Origin of the sequence: Kocuria sp. SM24M-10 (assembly GCF_001027955.1) — a bacterium.
Classification (GTDB): domain Bacteria; phylum Actinomycetota; class Actinomycetes; order Actinomycetales; family Micrococcaceae; genus Kocuria; species Kocuria oceani.
The window spans coordinates 31,205-48,449 of record NZ_LDNX01000069.1 but is presented as its reverse complement, the minus strand read 5'-3'; the positions used below and the strand labels follow the sequence as shown (position 1 = coordinate 48,449).

General features: G+C 74.3%; 18 protein-coding genes and 1 tRNA gene. 7 read left to right on the top strand and 12 right to left on the bottom strand.

The annotated features are described in order from the left end of the window. Positions 1-37 precede the first annotated feature (37 nt). The 4 genes from cysS to ABL57_RS08490 are packed head-to-tail and all read right to left on the bottom strand — an operon-like array spanning position 38 to position 3,298. On the bottom strand, positions 38-1,468 hold the full coding sequence (gene cysS / locus ABL57_RS08505) for a cysteine--tRNA ligase (protein WP_047803022.1): 1,431 nt from the start codon (positions 1,466-1,468) through the stop codon (positions 38-40). A 35-nt stretch (positions 1,469-1,503) separates the two neighbouring features. Beyond that, positions 1,504-1,995 carry a 2-C-methyl-D-erythritol 2,4-cyclodiphosphate synthase gene (gene ispF, locus ABL57_RS08500; protein WP_047803021.1) on the bottom strand — a complete coding sequence of 164 codons (492 nt, stop codon included), beginning with the start codon at positions 1,993-1,995 and terminating at the stop codon, positions 1,504-1,506. 3 nt (positions 1,996-1,998) lie between these two features. Continuing rightward, positions 1,999-2,808 carry a 2-C-methyl-D-erythritol 4-phosphate cytidylyltransferase gene (gene ispD / locus ABL57_RS08495; protein ID WP_082157313.1) on the bottom strand — a complete coding sequence of 270 codons (810 nt, stop codon included), beginning with the start codon at positions 2,806-2,808 and terminating at the stop codon, positions 1,999-2,001. A 7-nt stretch (positions 2,809-2,815) separates the two neighbouring features. Continuing rightward, a complete protein-coding gene (locus ABL57_RS08490; protein ID WP_047803020.1) occupies positions 2,816-3,298 on the bottom strand; it encodes a CarD family transcriptional regulator in 483 nt (160 codons plus the stop codon). Positions 3,299-3,452: 154 nt separating this feature from the next. Here ABL57_RS08490 and ABL57_RS08485 point away from each other — a divergent pair, with 154 nt between their 5' ends. Then, on the top strand, positions 3,453-4,016 hold the full coding sequence (locus tag ABL57_RS08485; RefSeq protein ID WP_047803019.1) for a hypothetical protein: 564 nt from the start codon (positions 3,453-3,455) through the stop codon (positions 4,014-4,016). A gap of 108 nt (positions 4,017-4,124) precedes the next feature. On the opposite strand, the gene ABL57_RS08480 is transcribed toward ABL57_RS08485, so the two are convergent. Both ABL57_RS08480 and ABL57_RS08475 read right to left on the bottom strand, forming a co-directional pair. Next, a complete protein-coding gene (locus ABL57_RS08480) occupies positions 4,125-4,805 on the bottom strand; it encodes a response regulator transcription factor (protein ID WP_047803018.1) in 681 nt (226 codons plus the stop codon). Next, a complete protein-coding gene (locus ABL57_RS08475) occupies positions 4,802-6,070 on the bottom strand; it encodes a cell wall metabolism sensor histidine kinase WalK (protein WP_047803017.1) in 1,269 nt (422 codons plus the stop codon). Before ABL57_RS08475 ends, ABL57_RS08480 begins: the two co-directional genes overlap by 4 nt. Positions 6,071-6,285: 215 nt before the next feature. Here ABL57_RS08475 and phoU point away from each other — a divergent pair, with 215 nt between their 5' ends. Further along, positions 6,286-6,984 (top strand): phosphate signaling complex protein PhoU, encoded by a 699-nt coding sequence (gene phoU, locus ABL57_RS08470; protein WP_047803016.1) that lies wholly within the window; start codon positions 6,286-6,288, stop codon positions 6,982-6,984. Positions 6,985-7,084: 100 nt separating this feature from the next. On the opposite strand, the gene ABL57_RS08465 is transcribed toward phoU, so the two are convergent. The 3 genes from ABL57_RS08465 to ABL57_RS08455 are packed head-to-tail and all read right to left on the bottom strand — an operon-like array spanning position 7,085 to position 9,393. Then, a complete protein-coding gene (locus ABL57_RS08465; protein WP_047803015.1) occupies positions 7,085-7,843 on the bottom strand; it encodes a phosphoglyceromutase in 759 nt (252 codons plus the stop codon). Between the two features lie 56 nt (positions 7,844-7,899). Then, on the bottom strand, positions 7,900-8,214 hold the full coding sequence (locus ABL57_RS08460; RefSeq protein WP_047803014.1) for a DUF2516 family protein: 315 nt from the start codon (positions 8,212-8,214) through the stop codon (positions 7,900-7,902). A gap of 9 nt (positions 8,215-8,223) precedes the next feature. Continuing rightward, positions 8,224-9,393 (bottom strand): PLP-dependent aspartate aminotransferase family protein, encoded by a 1,170-nt coding sequence (locus ABL57_RS08455; protein WP_047803037.1) that lies wholly within the window; start codon positions 9,391-9,393, stop codon positions 8,224-8,226. Between the two features lie 82 nt (positions 9,394-9,475). On the opposite strand from ABL57_RS08455, the gene tmk reads away from it, so the two are divergent. The 4 genes from tmk to ABL57_RS08435 are packed head-to-tail and all read left to right on the top strand — an operon-like array spanning position 9,476 to position 13,590. Next, on the top strand, positions 9,476-10,189 hold the full coding sequence (gene tmk, locus ABL57_RS08450) for a dTMP kinase (RefSeq protein WP_082157312.1): 714 nt from the start codon (positions 9,476-9,478) through the stop codon (positions 10,187-10,189). Beyond that, positions 10,186-11,325 (top strand): DNA polymerase III subunit delta', encoded by a 1,140-nt coding sequence (locus ABL57_RS08445; RefSeq protein WP_047803013.1) that lies wholly within the window; start codon positions 10,186-10,188, stop codon positions 11,323-11,325. Before tmk ends, ABL57_RS08445 begins: the two co-directional genes overlap by 4 nt. 32 nt (positions 11,326-11,357) lie before the next feature. After that, the gene (locus tag ABL57_RS08440; protein WP_047803012.1) at positions 11,358-12,944 is read left to right on the top strand and encodes an alpha/beta hydrolase; all 1,587 of its coding nucleotides are present in this window, start codon (positions 11,358-11,360) and stop codon (positions 12,942-12,944) included. Positions 12,945-12,975: 31 nt separating this feature from the next. Continuing rightward, positions 12,976-13,590, top strand: a complete 615-nt coding sequence (locus tag ABL57_RS08435) for a HutD family protein (protein ID WP_053004836.1) — start codon at positions 12,976-12,978, stop codon at positions 13,588-13,590. A gap of 39 nt (positions 13,591-13,629) precedes the next feature. Here the strand turns inward: ABL57_RS08435 and ABL57_RS08430 are convergent, their stop codons facing one another. Both ABL57_RS08430 and ABL57_RS08425 read right to left on the bottom strand, forming a co-directional pair. After that, positions 13,630-14,268: a hypothetical protein gene (locus tag ABL57_RS08430; RefSeq protein WP_047803011.1), complete on the bottom strand. Its 639-nt coding sequence runs from the start codon at positions 14,266-14,268 to the stop codon at positions 13,630-13,632. 128 nt (positions 14,269-14,396) lie between these two features. Next, positions 14,397-15,104: an HAD-IA family hydrolase gene (locus ABL57_RS08425; RefSeq protein ID WP_047803010.1), complete on the bottom strand. Its 708-nt coding sequence runs from the start codon at positions 15,102-15,104 to the stop codon at positions 14,397-14,399. A gap of 243 nt (positions 15,105-15,347) precedes the next feature. Between ABL57_RS08425 and ABL57_RS08420 the strand changes: the two genes are divergently transcribed. Then, positions 15,348-15,423 (top strand) — tRNA-Thr (locus tag ABL57_RS08420). Between the two features lie 69 nt (positions 15,424-15,492). Here the strand turns inward: ABL57_RS08420 and ABL57_RS08415 are convergent. Beyond that, a complete protein-coding gene (locus ABL57_RS08415) occupies positions 15,493-17,187 on the bottom strand; it encodes a cell wall metabolism sensor histidine kinase WalK (protein WP_047803009.1) in 1,695 nt (564 codons plus the stop codon). Positions 17,188-17,245: the final 58 nt, after the last annotated feature.

The window sequence follows — 17,245 nt, the reverse complement described above, 5'->3', positions numbered from 1 at the left end:
ATTCCTCTGTTTCGGTCGGTGGTGGGTGGGGGCCGGCTCAGGCCACGGACCAGGCGGCGCCGCCGGCGCCGTCGCGGACCGCGACGCCGGCCGCGGCGAGCTCGTCCCGGATGGCGTCGGCCCGGGCCCAGTCCTTGGCGGCGCGGGCCTGTGCGCGCTGGGTCAGCAGGGAGCGCACGAGGGCGTCGAGGGCGGCGTGCTCGGCGGCGTTGCCGCCGGCGCCGCCGAGGTCCATGAGCCTGCTCAGCCCGAGGACGTCGGTCATGGCCCGCACGGCGCGGGCGGGCGCGGACGGGTCGCCGCCGTCGGCGAGCGCGGAGTTGCCCGCCCGCACGGTCTCGTGCAGGGCCGCGAGGGCCTGGGGCACGTTGAGGTCGTCGTCCATGGCGTCCTGGAAGGCCTCCGGCACGTCGGTGGGCGTCCAGGCGAGGTCGAGGCCGGAGTCCGCGGCGTGGCGCAGGAAGGACTCGACGCGCTCCACGGCGGCGGCCGCCTCGGCCAGGGAGGTGGGCCGGTAGTCCAGCACGGAGCGGTAGTGGGCCTGCCCCAGGTAGTAGCGCACGGCGAGCGGGCGGGCCGCGGCGAGCATGTCCGCCGGGGAGACGGTGTTGCCGATCGACTTGGACATCTTCTCGCCCGCGGAGGTGACCAGCCCGTTGTGCAGCCAGAAGTTCGCGAAGCGCTGCCCGGCCGCGGCCGACTGGGCGAGCTCGTTCTCGTGGTGGGGGAAGCGCAGGTCCAGGCCGCCGCCGTGGATGTCGAAGTGCTCCCCCAGGTACTTCCCGGCCATCGCGGAGCACTCGAGGTGCCAGCCGGGCCGGCCGGCGCCCCACGGGGACTCCCAGCGCGCGGTCTCCGGCTCGCCGGGCTTGTGCCCCTTCCACAGGGCGAAGTCGCGGGGGTCGCGCTTGCCGCGCGGGTCGGCGTCCGGGGCGTCCTGCATGTCGTCCACCGACTGGTGGGTGAGCTCCCCGTAGCGCGCCCAGGAGCGGACGTCGAAGTAGACGTCGCCCGAGCCGTCCGGGGCCGGGTAGGCGTGCCCGGCGTCGACGAGGGCGCGGATCAGGGCGTGCATCTCGGGGACGTGGCCGGTCGCGCGCGGCTCGTAGGTGGGCCGGGCGATGCCGATGGCGTCGTAGGCGGTGTTGAAGACCTGCTCGAACCGGTAGGCCAGCGCCCACCACGGCTCGCGGGGGTGGTCGCCGGTGTAGTCGGGGGCGTACGACGCCGCGGCGTTGGTGAGGATCTTGTCGTCGATGTCGGTGACGTTGCGCACCGTGGTGACCCGGTGGCCGCGGAAGTCCAGCCAGCGCGCCAGCAGGTCGAAGACGAGCGCGGAGCGCACGTGCCCGATGTGCGGCATCCCCTGGACGGTGGCACCGCAGTAGTACAGACGCGCCTCACCGGGGTGGACGGGCTCGAAGTCCCGCACGGAGGCGGTGGCGGTGTCGTAGAAGCGCAGAGTCACACGGCCCATCATAAGGGCGCGCGCCCGCGGGCCGGTCAGGCCCCGCCCGCTCCCACAGCGACGACCAGGGCCGTGGCCACGGCCGCGAGCCCCTCGCCCCGGCCCGGGAACCCGAGGTGGTCCGAGGTCGTGGCGCTGACCGTCACGGGGGCGCCGGCGGCGGCGCTGAGGGCGTCCTCGGCCTCCGCGCGGCGGGGCGCGAAGCGCGGCCGCTCGCCGATCAGCTGCACGGCCACGTTGCCGATCTCGAAACCGGCCGCCCGCACGATCCGGGCCGCCTCGGTGAGGATGTGCAGCCCCGAGGCGCCCTGCATCTCGGGCCGGTCCACGCCGAAGTTGGAGCCCAGGTCCCCGGTGCCCGAGGCCGAGAACAGGGCGTCGGCGGCGGCGTGGGCCACGACGTCCCCGTCCGAGTGGCCCGCGAGGCCGCGCTCCCCCGGCCACTCGAGACCGGCGACCCACAGCGGGGTGCCCTCGGGCCCGAAGGCGTGGACGTCCACGGCGATGCCGGTGCGGGGCAGGTTCACGGGTCAGCGCTCCTCGGGGACGGTGACGGTCGAGGGCCCGACGGCGACCGGGACCGTGCCGGCGGCGCCGGGCGCCCGGCCCCGGAGCACGGCCTCGGCCAGCACGAGGTCGAGGGGCCGGGTGATCTTGAAGGCGTGCTCGTGGCCCGGGACCGTCCGGACGGCGACGCCGGGGGCGTGGGTCTCCACGAGCGAGGCGTCGTCGGTGACGGTCTCCGGGTCCGTGCCGGCCTCGGCGGCGGCGCGGTCGACCGCGCGCAGCAGCGCGAGCTCGAAGCCCTGGGGGGTCTGCACCGCGCGCAGGACCGTGCGGTCCACGGTCCCGAGTGAGCGGCCGGCCTCGTCGACCCGGCGCATCGTGTCCGCGACGGGGAGCACCGGCACCACGGCCCGCGCCCCCGAGCGCACGCGCCGCGCCACGGACCGGAAGACCGAGGGCGGGGTCAGGCAGCGCGCGGCGTCGTGGACCAGCACCGCGGCGCACCCGGAGCCCTCCAGCACGGCCAGGGCCGCGCGGACCGACGCGGCGCGGGAGGCGCCGCCGGTCACGGGCAGCGCCCCGTGCTCCCGGGCCAGGGCGGACAGTTCGACGTCGCCGGCGGGGACCGTGACGAGCACCCGGTCGGCGATCCCGGCCTCGGCGACGCCGCGCAGGGCGTGCTCGAGCAGGGGGCGGCCGTCCAGCGGCACGAGGGCCTTGGGGATGCCGTGCCCGAGCCGGGTGCCGGATCCGGCCGCCACGACGACGACGGCGAACCCGCCCTCCGAGGAGGGCGGGTCCGCCGTCGTGGGCCGTGGCCCGTTCCCGGTCACGGGGAGGTCAGGACGCGAGGATGTCGTCGAGGCGCTTCTCGGCCTCTTCCTCGTCGATCTTCTTGGCGAGGGCGAGCTCGGAGGTGAGGATCTGGCGGGCCTTCGTCAGCATCCGCTTCTCCCCCGCGGAGAGCCCGCGGTCGCGGTCCCGGCGCCACAGGTCGCGCACGACCTCGGCGACCTTCAGGACGTCGCCCGAGGCGAGCTTCTCCAGGTTGGCCTTGTACCGCCGGGACCAGTTGCTGGCCTCCTCGGTGTCCTTCGCCTGCAGGACCGAGATGACCTTCTTCAGCCCGTCCTCGTCGACGACGTCGCGAACGCCCACCAGGTCCACGTTCTCCGCGGGGACCTCGATGACCAGATCGCCCTGGGTCACCTTGAGCTTGAGATACATCTTCTCTTCGCCCTTGATGGTGCGGGTCTTGATCTCCTCGATGGTCGCCGCGCCGTGGTGCGGGTAGACAACCGTCTCGCCAACCTCAAAAACCATATGGAAATACCCCTTTCAGAACGTCCATTCTAACACGGTGTAGGATTCGCCGATCCGCCGTGAACGGCCCCCCGGCGGCCGGCGATGCGGACGATCCGTCGGCAAACGGATAAGCTGATCGGGACATCGTCCTGAGCTCCGAGGAGTACGCGCCGTGAAGACCGCCGCCCGCAAGTCCCTGAAGCGCGCAGGCCTCAGTGCCGCCGCCGTGGCCGCCCTGCTCACCGCCAGCGGGTGCAGCGCCATCAACCCGGTGGCCACCGCCGAGGTGGGCTACGCGCCCGCGGACGGCATCGTGGTGGAGATGGGCGACATCAACCTGACGGACATGCTCATCGTGGCCGAGAGCGCCGAGGCCCCGGGCCGGCTGCTTGGCAGCATCGACAACGAGTCGGCCGAGGACGTGACCGTCACCCTGGACACCGGTGAGGCCACCGCCGAGATCGACGTCCCGGCCGGAGTCACCGTGAAGCTCGAGGAGGGCGAGCCCGTGATCCTCGAGCCGGCCGGCGCCATGCCCGGCCTGATGGTCGAGACCGAGTTCAGCGCGGCCGGCGAGACCCTGATCGACTCCGTGCCGGTGCTCGACCACACCTTCCCCCGCTACGCCGAGTTCATTCCCGGCGGGGCCCCGACCACCCCGGCCAATCCGTCCAACGTCCCGGCGGAGCCCGGCGACGAGGCCTTCGTGGGAGGCCAGCAGGCCGACGAGCACTGATCCGAGGCCGAGGCGCACGGGCAGGGCCCGGGACCCGCGGTGCGGGGCCCGGGCCCTTTCCGGTGCACCGGAGCGGTGCACCGGCGCGGTGGGCGCCGCGGCGGGCGCTCAGGCCTCGAACTTGTAGCCCAGGCCGCGCACCGTGACCAGGTGCCGCGGTGTGGAGGGGTCGGGCTCGATCTTGGCGCGCAGGCGCTTGACGTGGACGTCGAGGGTCTTGGTGTCCCCCACGTAGTCCGATCCCCAGACCCGGTCGATGAGCTGCCCGCGGGTCAGCACCCGGCCCGCGTTGCGCAGCAGCATCTCCAGCAGCTCGAACTCCTTGAGCGGCATCGCCACCTGCTCCCCGTTGACGCTCACCACGTGGCGCTCCACGTCCATCCGCACGGGGCCTGCCTGCACGGTGGCGGTCACGAGCTCCTCGGGCTCCGCCTGGCGGCGCAGCACGGCACGGATCCGGGCCACGAGCTCGCGCGAGGAGTATGGCTTGGTGACGTAGTCGTCGGCGCCCAGCTCGAGCCCCACCACCTTGTCGATCTCGGCGTCCTTGGCGGTGAGCATGATGATCGGCACCGAGGAGCGCTGCCGCACCTGCCGGCACACCTCGGTGCCGGACTGCCCGGGGAGCATGAGGTCCAGCAGCAGCAGGTCGGCCCCGGCCCGGTCGAACTCCGTGACGGCGTCGACGCCGTTGTCCACGACCTGCACCTCGAAGCCCTCCTTCCCCAGCAGGTACGAGAGGGGGTCGCTGAGGGATTCCTCGTCCTCGACGATCAGGATGCGGGTCACTGTCGGTCCTCCGTGCTCCCGGTCCGGCGCGCGGGGGCGGCCGGCCGTGGGGTCGTGGTCACTGGTTCGGGTCGCGCCGTCGGGGGCGCCGGTGGGGCGGACGCGCCGGAGGCCGCCGGGGCGGTGTCCTCGAGCTCGTCGGCGCCCTCGATCTGGGGGATGCGCAGGGTGAAGGTGGAGCCGCGGCCCGGCTGCGACCACACGGTGGCCTCCCCGCCGTGCTGCGACATGACGTGCTTGACGATGCTCAGGCCCAGCCCGGTCCCGCCCGTGCGCCGGGATCGGGCCGCGTCCACGCGGTAGAAGCGCTCGAAGATCCGGTCCTGCTCGTCCTCGGGGATGCCCGGGCCCTGGTCGGTGACCGAGATCTGCGCCATGCCGTCCCGCTCGCGGACGCCGACGCCCACGCGGGTGCCCTCCGGGGAGTAGTGCACCGCGTTGTCGATGAGGTTGCGCAGCGCCGTGACCAGCAGGTCGGGGTCGCCGAAGACGGGCCGGCTCACGCGGCCGCCGACCACCAGCTCGATCCGCTTGGTCTCGGCGGGGAACCGGTTGCGGTCCACGGCGTCGGCGATCACCTGGTTGAGGTCCACGGGCCGGCCCTCGGTGACGACGTCGGCGCTCTGCAGCCGGGAGAGCTCGATGATGTCCTGCACCAGGGCGGTGAGGCGGACGGACTCCTTGTGCAGCCGCTGGGCGAAGCGGCGCACGGCCTCCTCGTCCTCGGCCGCGTCCTCGATCGCCTCGGCGAGCAGCCCGATCGCTCCCACCGGGGTCTTCAGCTCGTGCGAGACGTTGGCCACGAAGTCGTTGCGGATCGACTGCGCCCGGGCGATCTCGGTCTGGTCGTCGGCGAGCAGCAGGATGTACTCCTCGGCGATGGGGGCGACCCGGACGTCGAGCACCACGGCACCGGTCTGGAAGGGCCCCCGGGACAGCTCCACCCGCCGTTCCTCGATGACCCCGCTGCGCCGGGCGCGGCGGATCATCTCCAGCATCTGGTCGTGCACCACCGTGTGCCCCCGGACCAGGCCGAACGCGTAGGCGGCCGGGGAGGCGCGCACCACGCCGTCGACGCCGTCCACCACCACGTAGGCGCGCCCGATCACGGCGAGGACGTCGGCGGTGCCGTCCGGCAGGGTGGGCTCCTGCACGTCGGCGCGGGCGCGGCGTCCGCGGCCGCTCAGCCGCAGGCCGATCAGACCGCTCACGCCCAGGGCGAAGCCGAGCAGGCCGGCGACGACGGCGATGGCAGTTGGACTCACGGATCCAGCTTAGGCTTCCGCCGCCGCGGGGAGGTCACCCCGGGCGTCACGGGCTACGGGTTCAACGAACGTTCATCCTAAGATGAGCGGAAGTTCACTCCTGGCTGTGACCGTGGCGGCGGGTGTGCTCGCACCTCGCCCCTCGTCATCCGTTCCGCCCCGCGCCGTACCCGGCGGCGGGCCGCGGACGTGCCGCATCTCGAAAGGACACACCCGTGCGCAAGGTTTTCCAGGCAGAACTCCACCAGGTCGGGGAGGAGCTCATCCAGATCGCGACCCTGGTGCGCGAGGCCCTCGCCCGCGCCAAGGACGCCCTCCTCGACGCGGACATCCAGCTGGCCGAGGAGGTCATCTCCAACGACGCCCGGATCGACTTCCTGCAGAACGACCTCGACGAGCGCTCGATCGACATCCTCGCCCTGCAGAGCCCGGTGGCCTCGGACCTGCGGATGATCGTGGGGGCGCTGCGGATGAGCGCCTCCCTCGAGCGCGCCGGGGACCTGGCCCGCCACCTGGCCCAGGCCGTCCGCCTGCGCTACCCGGACCCGGTCATCCCCGAGCCGCTCGTGGAGACGTTCACCCGCATGTTCGACCTCGACCTGCAGATCGTGGACCGCGTCATCCAGGTGCTCCAGACCCGCGACCTCTCCCTCGCCGACGACATCTACGCCCTGAAGGGCGAGGTCAACGCGCTGCACCAGTCGGTGTTCGACGCCCTGGCCGCCCCCACCTGGGACTGCTCGGTGCCCACGGCCGTGGACGTCACCCTGTGCTCCCGCTACCTCGAGCGGATCGGCGACCACGGTGTCTCGGTGACCCGCAAGGTGTCCTACCTCGTGACCGGGGACTGGGTCCCCGCCAGCTCCGACCGCCCGACCGGCCACGGGCACGTGGGCCGCGACGGCGGCGAGTGAGTCCCCGCCCGGGCGCGGCACGGTCCGCGCCCGGGAACGCCGAAGGGCCGGCCCCACCGCTGCGGTGGGGCCGGCCCTTCGGCGTGCTGCGGTGCCGGGCCTACTTCTTGCCCTGGTTGGCGACCGCCTTGATCGAGCTGGCGGCGGCCTCCGGGTCGAGGTACTCGCCGCCGGCCACCACGGGACGCAGGTCCTCGTCCAGCTCGTAGTAGAGCGGGATGCCCGTGGGGATGTTCAGCGCCGCGATGTCGTCGTCGGAGATGCCGTCCAGGTGCTTCACCAGCGCGCGCAGCGAGTTGCCGTGCGCCGCCACGAGCACGGTGCGCCCGGCCTGCAGGTCGGGCACGATCTCCTGCTCCCAGTAGGGCATGAAGCGGTCGAGGACGTCCTTGAGGCACTCGGTGCGGGGGGCGTCCTCCACGTCGGCGTACCGGGGGTCCCCGGCCTGGGAGTACTGGTCGGAGTCGTCCAGCTCGGGCGGCGGGACGTCGTAGGAGCGCCGCCAGGTCATGAACTGCTCGTCGCCGTACTCCTCGCGCACCTGGGTCTTGTCCTTGCCCTGCAGGGCACCGTAGTGGCGCTCGTTGAGCCGCCACGACCGCTTGACGGGGATCCAGTGCCGGTCCGCCCGGTCCAGCGCGAGGTGCGCCGTGGTGATCGCCCGGCGCAGCAGCGAGGTGTGCAGGACGTCCGGGGCGATGCCCTTCTCCACGAGCAGCTCACCGCCGCGGACGGCCTCCTCCCGGCCCTTGTCGGTGAGGTCCACGTCCACCCACCCGGTGAACAGGTTCTTCTCGTTCCAGTCGGACTGTCCGTGACGGAGCAGGACGAGCTTGTACGGTGCTGATTCGGTAGCCATGGCCCCATTCTTCCATCCGGGCACGAGCCCGGGACAAGCGGGCGCCACGGGGCGGGTCACCAGCTGTTGGGCCCCTTGGACTCCAGGCCCACGGCCGGGCGGACGTCGGCGAGGTAGACGCCCACGGCGGTGCCCGCGATGAGCAGGACGAAGAGGCTGGGCCGCAGCAGCAGCAGGGTGAAGACCGTGAACGCGAGGGACCCCCCGGTCAGGGCGAGCCAGAAGCCCTTGGTGCGCTTGAACGCGCGCTGGAACTGCACCGGCGCCTTGGTCAGGCAGTCGACGAAGGCCCACACGGCCAGGCCGGCGACGACCAGCGCGAGGGCGATGTCGATGAATCGCACGAGATAGAAGACCCAGGGAATGTCCACGGTCCCAGCCTACCGGTCGATCGCGGACAGGGCGCGGTCGAGGTCCTCCCAGAGGTCCTCGACGTTCTCGATGCCCACCGACAGGCGCAGCAGCGTCTCCGGCACGCTGCGCGGCTCCTCGTGGTGCCGGCGCCGGCGCTCGATCAGCGACTCGACCCCGCCGAGGGAGGTCGCGGGGGTCCACACCCGCAGGCGCTCCACCGCCGCCTCGACCGCCTCGACGTCCCCCGCGGGGACGATGGCCACGATCGCGCCGAACCCGTCCATCTGCGCGGCGGCGCGCTCGTGCCCCGGGTCCCCGGGCAGACCGGGGTAGCGCACCTCCAGCACGGCCGGGTGCTCCTGCAGCCGGCGGGCGAGCTCGCCCGCCGTCGCCGCGGAGCGCTCGATCCGCAGCGCGAGGGTCCGCATCCCCCGCAGCGCGAGCCACGCCTCGAACGGTCCGGGGATCGCCCCGTGCAGCGAGCGGTGGGCCTTCAGCCGGTCCCACAGGCCGGCGTCGGAGGTGACGGCCGCCCCCAGCACGACGTCGGAGTGCCCGGCCAGGTACTTGGTCACGGAGTGCACGACCACGTCGGCGCCGTGCTCCAGCGGGCGCTGGACGAGGGGCGTGGCGAAGGTGTTGTCCACGCACGTGAGCACACCGCGCTCCCGCGCCGCGGCGAGCAGCGCCGGGAGGTCGGCGACCTCGAGCATGGGGTTGGTGGGGCTCTCGAGCCACAGCAGGTCCGCGGCGCCGAGGGCGGCCAGGACCTCCTCGGTGTCCGCGACGTCCACGGTGACGATCGTCAGCAGCCCGCGCGCCTCGAGGTCCTTGGCCAGGGCCAGGGAGCCCTGGTAGCTGTGCCGGGGCATGACCAGGCACCCGCCCGCGGGGACGAGGGACAGCACCGAGGCGATCGCCGCCAGGCCCGACGCGTAGAGCAGCCCGGGCCGGCCGGCCCCCTCGAGCCGGGCCAGGACTCCCTCCATGTCCTCCCACGTGGGGTTGCTGTAGCGCCCGTAGGCGCGGTCGGCGGCGTCGAGGCCGCCGGAGCCCCGGTACGTCGAGGTCAGGACGATGGCGGGCCCGACCGGGGCGTCGTGCTCCGGTGCGGGCCGCCCGCCGGCCACCACCACGGTGTCCGGGCGCAGGGCGTCGGTGGAGTGGGCGGACGGGGTCTCGGGGCGCGCAGTCATGGTCACAGGCTAGCGGCCCGCCGGGTCCCCAGTGGCAGAGCGCGGAGCGCTCCCTGTCCCCCGCGGTCGATAGGCTGGTGGGGTGACCTCCCGACCGGCTCCCGCCCCGCCGTCCTCCTCCGCCCCGGAGCGCTCCCCCGCGCCTGCCCGGCGCGGGGTCTTCGTCGTGTTCGAGGGCGGGGACGGCGCCGGGAAGTCCACGCAGGCCCGCCTGCTCGCCGACGTGCTGTGCGCGGAGGGGCACGACGTCGTGCGCACCCGGGAACCGGGCGGCACCCCCCTGGGCGAGCGGGTGCGCGCCCTGGTCCTGGACCCGGCGCACGGCCCGGTGGACGCCCGCACCGAGGCCCTGCTGTTCGCGGCCGCCCGCGCCGCCCACGTCGAGCAGCTCATCCGTCCCGCCCTCGCGGCCGGGCGCACCGTGGTCTGCGACCGCTACGCCGACTCCTCCGCCGCCTACCAGGGCGCCGGGCGCGGGCTCGGGGTCGACCGTGTCGCGGAGCTCAACGCCTGGGCGACCGCCGGCCTCGTGCCCGACCTCACCGTGCTGCTGGACGTCCCCGCGCCCACGGGCCGCACCCGCCGGGAGGTCCGCGACGGCGGCGCCGGCGACCGCCTGGAGCTCGAGCCCGACACCTTCCACGACGCCAACCGCGAGGCCTTCCTCGAGCTGGCGGCACGGGCCCCGGGCCGCTACCTGGTGCTCGACGCGACCCGGCCCGCCGAGGAGCTGGCGGCCGCCGTCCGGAACCGCCTGGCCGCGCTGCCCCGGACCGCCGCGGAGGTGGCCTCGTGAGCGTGTGGGACCAGCTCCTGGGCCAGGAGTCCGTGGTCGGGCAGCTGCGCCGCGCGGCGCAGGAGGACCGCCCCACCCACGCGTGGCTGTTCACCGGTCCGCCGGGCTCCGGCCGGTCCAACGCGGCCCTGGCCTTCGCGGCGGCGCTGCTGTGCGAGCAGCAGGACCCCGCCGACCGCGGCTGCGGGCACTGCCACGCGTGCCGCACGGTGCTGGCCAGCTCGCACGCCGACCTCACCCACTTCGTCACGGAGAACCCGCAGATCACCATCGACGAGGCCCGGGAGCTCGTGGTCCGCGCCCAGGACCGGCCGTCGGTGGGCCGCTGGCGCGTGATGGTGGTCGAGGACGCCGACCGGATGGTGGAGCGCACCTCCAACGTCATGCTCAAGGCCATCGAGGAGCCCCCGCCGAACACGATCTGGCTGCTGTGCGCCCCCAGTCCGATGGACGTGCTCGTGACCATCCGCTCCCGCTGCCGGCCCGCCACGCTGAAGGTCCCGGCGGTCGAGGACGTCGCGGAGCTGCTCATCCGCCGGCACGGGGTGCCCCGGCAGCGGGCGCAGGAGAGCGCCCGGCTCGCCCAGTCCCACGTCGGCATCGCCAAGCGGCTCGCCCTCTACGACGACGCCCGGTCGCGGCGGCAGGAGGTCGTGTCCATCCCCCTGAAGCTCTCCGGGGTGCCCGACGCCGTGCGCGCCGCGGACCGGCTGCACAAGATCGCGGTCGAGGAGTCCCAGGCGGACGCCGAGGCCCGCAACGAGTCGGAGCGCAAGCAGCTGCTCGTGGCGCTCGGAGCGCCCGAGTCGGGCCGGGTGCCGCCGGCCATCCGCGGCGCGCTGAACCGGCTCGAGGCGGACCAGAAGCGGCGCTCCCGGCGGATCCAGACCGACACCCTGGACCGCTTCCTCATCGACCTCACCACCTTCTACCGGGACGTCCTGACCCTGCAGCTGCGCACGGGCTCCGGTCTGGTCAACGAGCACCTGGCCCAGCAGCTGCAGGACCACGCCTCCAACGCCACCCCCGAGCAGACCCTGCAGCGCATCGACGCGATCAGCCGGACCCGCGACCGGATCCGCACCAGCGTCAGTGCGCAGCTCGCGTTCGAGGCGATGGCCGTCTCCCTGCTGTGACCCCGTCCGACGCCCGTTCCCCGAGGAGCCCCATGATCCGCCGCGCCCCCCGACCACGCCGCACGCCCCTGCCCGCGGCGGCCGCGCTGACCGCGGCGGGCCTGCTCCTGGGCGGGTGCTCCTCCCTCGGCGCCTCCGGCACGGACGAGCCGTCCGGGGGCGCGAGCGGCGCCGTGGTGGAGGGCACGCCCGCGGAGCTCGAGCGGTTCTACACCCAGTCGGTGGACTGGGGCCGGTGCGAGTTCGAGATCGAGACGAACGGCGCGGAGGACGACCTCCGGTGCGCCGCCGTGGAGGTGCCCCTGGACTACGACGACCCGTCCGGGGAGACCACCACCGTGGTGATGTCCCGCCTCCCGGCCGAGGGGCAGGCCCGCGGGAGCCTCCTGATCAACCCGGGCGGCCCCGGTGCCTCCGGGGTGGACGCGACGGCCTTCGCCGAGTACACGGTCACGGACGAGGTGCGCCGGGTCTACGACGTCGTGGGCTTCGACCCGCGGGGCGTGGGCCGTTCCGCCGGGATCGAGTGCCTCGACGACGCCGAGCTGGACGCGTGGCGCGCCGAGCCGATGTTCGACCCGGGGTCCGAGCCCGCCGACGAGATCCGCGAGGAGTACCGGCGGCTGGGCGCGCAGTGCGTGCAGAACTCCGGGGACCTGGTGGCCGAGATGGACACCGCCAGCGCCGCCCGGGACATGGACGTCCTGCGGGCGGTCCTGGGCGACGAGCGGACCACGTACCTGGGCTTCTCCTACGGCACCCACCTGGGCGCCGTGTACGCCGACCTGTTCCCCGAGCGGGTGGGCCGGCTCGTGCTCGACGGCGGCGTGGACCCGACCCTCAGCGACCAGGAGGCCACGGCGGACCAGGCCGTGGGCTTCGAGGAGAACCTGCGGCACTGGGTCCAGGTGTGCCAGGCCGAGATCCGCGGCTGCGTGGTCGGCGGGTCGAGCACGGACGCGGCGACGGCCCGGATCCAGGAGCTCATCGCCTCGGTCGAGGAGGGCACCGTCACCGCGGGGGACGGGCGCCGGGTCACCGCCACGAACGTGGTGGAGGGCATCCTGACCCCGCTGTACACCACCACGTCCTACCCGCAGCTCAACGAGGCCCTGGGGGCCGCCTTCGACGGGGACTTCTCCCCGCTGCTGGCGCTGTCCGACGCCACCCACGGGCGTGACGCCGAGGGCCGGTACGCGAACAACACCACGATGGCCTTCACCGCGGTCAGCTGCCTCGACCGGTCCGCCGGGACGGTCACCGAGGAGCAGATGGCCCGGCACCAGGAGCAGCTCGAGCAGGCCGCGCCGACCTTCGGCCCCTACCTCGGCTACGGCGACGCGGCGTGCCAGGGCTGGCCGGTGGAGCCCGCGGCCGCGCCCGCTCCGGTCGACGCCGCCGGCGCCGGCCCGATCCTCGTCGTGGGGACCACGCACGACCCCGCGACCCCCTACCACTGGTCCGAGGCGCTCGCGGAGCAGCTGGAGAGCGCCCGCCTGCTCAGCTACGACAGCTACGGGCACACGGCCTACGCCTCGGGCGACGAGTGCGTGCAGGACGCCGTGGACGCCTACCTGCTCGAGGGCGAGCTGCCCGAGGAGGGGACCACGTGCTCCTGACCCCGCCCACGACCGCCGACCGGAGGCTCCTGTGACCGACCCGCTCCCCCACCCCGTCCCGCTGCGCGCCGGCGACCTGCCCGTCACCCGGGCCGGGGGCCGAACGGTGCGCCGGATCGCGGCCGGCCCGGACGGCGCCTGGCAGCTCACGCTGCTCGACCTCGAGCGCCCCGGCACGCTGCCCGCCGCCGCGGGGGCGGAGCGCGTGCTCACCGTCGTCGACGGCGAGCTGCTCGTGCTCGGGACCGGCGGGCGGGAGCAGGCGCTGGAGCGGCACCGGCCCTTCCGGGGCCCCGCCGACGAGCCCGTCGACGTCGCGCTGCCCACCGGCCCGGTCCGCGCGCTCGAGGTCCTGGCCCCGCGCGAGGCCGTCCGGGCGCACGTGGTGGTCCTGGAACTGTCCCCGAAGCGCCCGCACCCGGTGTTCGCGGACCAGCTCGCGGTCCTGCTCTCCGGCCGCGCCGTGCTCACGGCCGGCGGGGCCGCGGAGCAGAGCACGGAGACGGCCCCCGGAGAGACCACGGCGAGGACCACCGAGGACGTCGGGGTCCTCGACACCGTGCGCGGCGGCGAGCCGGACGCTCCCGAGCTCACCGGCCGCGGCTTCCTGGCGGTCGTGTCCCTGGATCCGCCGGCGCAGGACTGAGCGGGCCGCCCCGGCGCGCACCCGCGCCGGACCGCCCGGTCAGGCCCGGGCGAGCTCGGCGCGCTGGCACCAGCCGCCCGCGCGGAAGGCGAGGGCCAGCAGGCCGAGGAACACCCCGGCGACCAGCAGCACCGCGTCGGTGTCCCCGAAGGACCAGCCGTTGACGAACGGCGCCCGGCCGAGCTCCACGCCGAGGGCGGCGAAGATCCTCCCCTGCGCGGCCGCGAACAGGAACGGGCCCAGCAGGGACAGCGCCACGAGCGAGACCGAGGAGACCGTCAGCCCCACGGTCAGGACCCGGTCGAACGGCTTGCCGAGGTGGATGCGGTGGCACAGGTAGGCGAGGAAGAAGCAGATGCCGGCGAAGACCACCGTGCCCAGGGCCAGGGTCAGCGCGTAGAGGACCATGCTCGAGGGCTCCGCCCCCGTCACCCGCAGGTGCACCAGGTCGTAGCCCTCCGAGCTGAGACCCGGGGCCAGGTCCCCGACGTCCGGGGCGGTCGCCGCGGCGGCCTCCAGCCACAGGTCCGCCCGGCCGTGCCAGGCCCGGACCCCGGCCTCGGCACCGGCGAGCAGGACGACCAGCCCCAGCACCCCGAAGGCGAGCGTCAGCCCCGTGATCAGCACGCGCTGCGAGGTACGCCAGGAGCGGTGGAGGGGCGGGGCGGGGCGTTCCATGGGGGTCCTCTGGGGTGTGCTGGCGGACGAGGGCGGGGAACGGCGGCCCGCCGGTCCCCCCGCACAGCATGCCAGCAGACGGCGCCGTCCTGCTCCCGGGGCGGAGGACGGATCCGTGCCGGGGCGGATCAGCGGCGAGAGGCCACGGGCGCCCGGAGGAGGCCGGGCAGGTCCCGGACCGAGTCCACCACCACGTGCGCACCGGCCGCACGCAGGGCCTCGGCGGGGTGTGCGCCCGTGCGGACCCCGACGACGGCGGCCGATCCGGCCCGCCGGCCGGCCTGCATGTCCGCCGCCGTGTCCCCGACGACCATCACGCGGCGGACGTCGCCGAGGTCCAGGGCCAGCACCGCGGTGAGGACCATGTCCGGCCAGGGCCTCCCGCGCCCCGCGTCCGAGGGACACAGGCTGAGGTCGGCGAGGCCCGTCCAGCCCAGCTGCTCCAGCAGTGTGTTCATGCTGTGCCGGTTGTGGCCGGTGGCCAGGCACACCCGCAGCCCGGCCGCGCGCAGCTGCGCGACCGCCTCCTCCGCGCCCTCCACCGGGCACACTCCCTCGGCGGCCAGGAGGTCGTCGAGGTGGCGCTCGAAGTCCCGCACGGCCCGCCGCGCCCGGTCCGGCTCGGCGGCGAAGAGCTGCTCGAGCACCTCGGACCGCGACTGCCCCGGACTGCTGCGGAGGTGATCCAGCATCTGCCGGAACCGCTCGGAGCCCGGGTCCACGCCCAGGCCGGCCGCTGTCCGCCCGAAGGCCCGCTCCACGATCCCGTTGTCGTGGAACAGGGTCCCGGACATGTCCAGGAACGCCAGGTCGAGGTCCTGAGCCGTCTCGCCCACCGGGGCCCTCCTGTCCCGGGAGAGCCCTCACCGGCCACCCCGTCGTCGTGTCCGTCCATGGTGCGCTCCAGGCCCCGGACCCGGAAGGCGTGGCGGCCGAAGGGCGGGTGAACACCCGGGGAACGCGGGCACCGGGCCGGTGCCGCACCCGCACCACGCCGGGACGGCCGGAATTGCGGCCGCCCGGACGCTCTCTGCTACAGTTTCACCTGCACTGATCCCGTCCCGGACGGCGACGTGCAGGCCTCCTTAGCTCAGTCGGTAGAGCGTTTCACTCGTAATGAAAAGGTCGTCGGTTCGATTCCGACAGGAGGCTCCACCCGGAGGCTCCGGACCCACCAGGGTCCGGGGCCTCCGTCGTCCCCGCGCCCAGCCCCTGCTCGGTGCGTCAGCCGTGCCGCTGCAGGGCCTCGCGCGGGCCCGCGCCGGCGGACCCGGGGCCGGCGAGCGGCAGGACGACCGTGAAGACCGTGCCTTCCCCCAGCGCGCTCTCGCAGCGGATGCTCCCGCCGTGGCGCTCGACGATCTTCCGGGCGACCGCCAGCCCCAGCCCCAGCCCGGGGATCGTGCTCATCCGCGCGTTGGGGCTGCGGAAGAACCGGCCGAAGACGTCCTCGGCGTCCTGCGGCCGCATGCCCATGCCGCGGTCGGCCACCCGGATCTGCACGGCGCGCCCGGCGGGGGTGACGCTCACCGTGACGGGCCCGCCGGACGGCGAGTACTTGATCGCGTTGGAGAGGAGGTTGTCCAGCACCTGGCCGAGCCGCACGGGGTCGCACTCCAGCACGAGGCGGCGCGGCACCTCGACGTGCAGGTCCACTCCACCGGCGGCGGCCTTCGGGCCGGCCGCGGCGACGGACTGCTCGACCACCTGCACGAGGTCGGCGGACACGAGCTGCGGCTCGAGCGCCGAGCTCGCCGTGCCCAGCAGGTCCTCCACCAGGACCAGCAGCTGGTCGGCGTTGCGCTCGATGACCTCCAGGCCGGAGCGGACGTGCCCGGGCAGCCCGTCGTCCATGGCCAGCAGCTCGGTGTAGCCCCGGATCGAGGTCAGCGGCGTGCGCAGCTCGTGCGAGACGCCGGCCAGGAAGTCGTCCTTGGCCTGCAGGGCGGCGACGAGCTCCGTGACGTCGTTGAAGGACAGCACGGAGCCCTCCGGGCGTCCGTCGTCGTCGCGCATGACCCGCGCGGACACGGAGAGCACCCGCTGAGCCGGGGCCCGGCCGGCCCAGACCAGGACGTCCGAGAAGGACTCCCCGCGCACCGCGCGGGCCGCCACCCGCTCCTCCGGGAGCAGGGGCGTCCCCTCCGCATCCGCGTAGATCAGCAGGTCCGCCTCGGCGCCGTCGGACATGCCCTCGGGCAGCGACAGCTGGTGGATCCGGCGCTGGCGCCGGTTCATGAGGACGTCGTGGCCGTCCTCGTCGATGGCCAGCACCCCCACGTCCACCGCGTCCATGACGGTCTGCAGCAGCCGCTCCCGGCGCGCGGTCACGGCCAGCAGGCGGCGGAGCTGCGCGTCCTTGGCCGTCAGCTCGGCGTTCTGCCGCTCCATGCTGTTCGAGAGCACCTGGACGGTGATCCCGATGCTCAGCAGCATGAACGGGATCAGCAGCGGCGCCGTGACCATCTGCGCGGTGAGCGGCCGCGGCGGGACGAGGAGCGGGACCCAGACCATGGCCAGGGTCAGCGGGAAGCCCAGCGGGGCGGCGGCGCGGGGCAGCCGCCCCGAGCCGGCGAGCCAGACGACGGGGAAGGCCGCCATGATGCCCACCCCGGTCACCCAGCCGAGCGTCGCCTCCCGGAGCAGCGTGAGGGGCACGAAGTCCAGGACGGGCACGGCCAGGAACGCGCCGTCGGGCAGCCGGTCCCACGGCACCAGCACGCACAGGGCCGTCAGCACCAGGGTCAGCGCCGTCGCGAGGTGGAGCTGGAGGTCCCCGCGCAGGGGTGCGTGCGCCACCCAGACGCCGAGGACGAGCACCACCGTCGTGACGCTGAACGGCAGCTGGCTCAGCAGCACCCTCCGGCGCATCGACAGTTCGTGGAAGCTGAGCCGGTCGAGGGACAGGGCGGTGAGCATGCGGTCCACGGGAAGCACTTCCGACGCGGGTGGGCCGTCCCCGGAGGGTCGGGATGAC

Coding starts and splice junctions, on each gene's coding strand:
- ABL57_RS08490 (WP_047803020.1), bottom strand. CDS start 3,298: ATGGTTTTTGAGGTTGGCGAGACGGTTGTCTACCCGCACCACGGCGCG.
- ABL57_RS08465 (WP_047803015.1), bottom strand. CDS start 7,843: ATGGCTACCGAATCAGCACCGTACAAGCTCGTCCTGCTCCGTCACGGA.
- ABL57_RS08455 (WP_047803037.1), bottom strand. CDS start 9,393: ATGACTGCGCGCCCCGAGACCCCGTCCGCCCACTCCACCGACGCCCTG.
- ABL57_RS08440 (WP_047803012.1), top strand. CDS start 11,358: ATGATCCGCCGCGCCCCCCGACCACGCCGCACGCCCCTGCCCGCGGCG.
- ABL57_RS08430 (WP_047803011.1), bottom strand. CDS start 14,268: ATGGAACGCCCCGCCCCGCCCCTCCACCGCTCCTGGCGTACCTCGCAG.
- ABL57_RS08415 (WP_047803009.1), bottom strand. CDS start 17,187: ATGCTCACCGCCCTGTCCCTCGACCGGCTCAGCTTCCACGAACTGTCG.